This is a genomic window from Psychrobacter sp. 1Y10, from assembly GCF_052259005.1.
GTDB classification, from domain to species: Bacteria; Pseudomonadota; Gammaproteobacteria; order Pseudomonadales; family Moraxellaceae; genus Psychrobacter; species Psychrobacter saeujeotis.
In genome coordinates this window covers 1-2,008 of record NZ_JBQQES010000020.1, presented here as the reverse complement: position 1 = coordinate 2,008, position 2,008 = coordinate 1, and the positions used below count along the sequence as shown (strand labels likewise).

Genomic DNA, 2,008 nt, shown 5'->3' with positions numbered 1-2,008 from the left:
TGGTTTGATTATTATCGTCAGGCTGCGTAATTAAAATCTCCCAAGTTTATGTGTACGGATTTGACGGCAGGGGTCATACGATTACCAACGACACCAGAAGTAATTGAGCCACTAACATTGACTAAAGTACGCATCATATCGATTAATGGTTCAATAGATATCAACAAACCAGCGAGCTCTAGCGGCATCCCCAAGGTTGATAACACGATAATAGCTGCAAATGTCGCTCCGCCACCAACTCCTGCAACACCAAAAGAGGCAATCATAGAGACGCCAATGACGGAAGCTATAAATCCTATCGACCAAGGGTTAAGTCCCATAGTCGGTGCAATCATCACAGCCAGCATGGCAGGATAAACGCCAGCACAACCATTTTGACCAATGGTCGCGCCAAACGATGCTGAAAAATTCGCAATAGGTTTAGCAATACCAAGCTTATTAATTTGCACATCAATATTTAAAGGAATAGACGCTGCTGAACTACGTGAGGTAAAAGCAAATGTAAGTACAGGCGCAATTTTTCTAAAGTGTTTGATGGGTGAGCGCCCGGTTAATAAAATGATAAGTGCATGCATAATCAATACAATGAATAGGGCAACGTAGGAGGCAAGGAGGAATTTTGCTAATTGCCAAACTGCACTGGCATCGGTAGTGACAATGACTTTAATCATTAAGGCAAAAACGCCATAAGGAGTCAAACGGATAATAAAACGTACCAGTGCCATCACCCAACTTTGCAATATGCCGATACCGCGAATGATTACCGCACCTTTTTCAGGTTCTTTTGCATTAACCGTTAAAGCGGCTATCCCTAATAAACTGGCAATGACCACAGCAGATATCATCGAAGTGCTTTGTAAGCCTGCAAATGTCGCGCCGATACTAGTGGGAATGAAGCTTAAAATTAATCCTGGAATGGTCAGGTCAGAGACTTGAGTGCTGCTCTCAACCATGCTTTGTCCACGCTCAATTTCTGCTTGACCAGCAACAATAGAGCTGGCATCAAGAGTAAATAAGTTGGCAATAATCGCGCCGTCTAAAGCAGCAAGCCCTGTCGTAATTAGTAAGGTGCCAATAATCCAGAAGCTCATAGAGCCAATCATGGACGCTTTTTCTAAACGAGCGATGGCTGCCAAGATTGAAATGAATACCAAGGGCATTGCAATCATCTTCAGCAAATTGACATAGCCATTCCCGACAATGTTTACCCAGGGTAAAAAATTACTGGTATCAATATTAAGCGCTGAAAGCGCCAAACCAAAACCTACGCCGACAAATAAACCTAGGAAAACACTACGACTTAACGAATCACTCTGACGGTGATAACGCCACAAGCCATATAGTAATGCGACAAAAACAGCCACTAGTAACAATAACTGCATTACAAACTCCTAAGAAATCAAAAAATGAATAACAAAGGAGTGATTATCCTGATTTTTGGAATAAGGTCTAACACCGAGTTATCATGTAGTTATTCCATTTAGGAATAAACGGTAGGGCTAATTGGACTCTTAAAAAACTTAGTTATTAGTCGTGCACATCGATAAGTAAAACTGCCGATAAACAATCGTATCAATAATGGAAGTCAGACTTTATTTATTAAGAGCATAAGCTTGTAGGTGGTATTAGTACGCTAGTATGATTTAATTAGTATTCGCTCTGTGCTCATAGGGCTTGGCGTCATTAAAAGGTGTATCTTTGGGTGAGAAGCCAAAGTGTTGTTTGTAAATACGTGAAAAGTAGCTTTGATCGGTAAAACCAACTTGATAAGCAACCTCAGCAACAGAGCTATAATTGGCTTTGGTTAATAGTTTGTTTGCAGCCAGTAACCTGGTCAGTTTGACCCATCCTGAAAACGAGTAAGGTAGGTCTTGAAACAACAGATGAATATAACGTTCAGAGATATGACAAGATTGTGAGACCAGTTTAGGTGAACCGCCCCGACTTTATCGGAGGCTGATTTACTTTAGTCAGGCAGCAATGCCTGACAGGATTAAATTATCATAAT

General features: G+C 41.0%; 2 protein-coding genes. Both read right to left on the bottom strand.

The genetic code is table 11. The features are described 5' to 3' along the window. Positions 1-17 precede the first annotated feature (17 nt). Positions 18-1,382 carry a cation:dicarboxylate symporter family transporter gene (locus ACTXGH_RS13725; RefSeq protein WP_443561792.1) on the bottom strand — a complete coding sequence of 455 codons (1,365 nt, stop codon included), beginning with the start codon at positions 1,380-1,382 and terminating at the stop codon, positions 18-20. Between the two features lie 261 nt (positions 1,383-1,643). Beyond that, the gene (locus ACTXGH_RS13720) at positions 1,644-1,904 is read right to left on the bottom strand and encodes a helix-turn-helix transcriptional regulator (RefSeq protein ID WP_439296434.1); all 261 of its coding nucleotides are present in this window, start codon (positions 1,902-1,904) and stop codon (positions 1,644-1,646) included. Positions 1,905-2,008: the final 104 nt, after the last annotated feature.

Excerpts from the sequence above, each read along its gene's own strand:
- ACTXGH_RS13725 (WP_443561792.1), bottom strand. The coding sequence starts at position 1,382 with ATGCAGTTATTGTTACTAGTGGCTGTTTTTGTCGCATTACTATATGGC.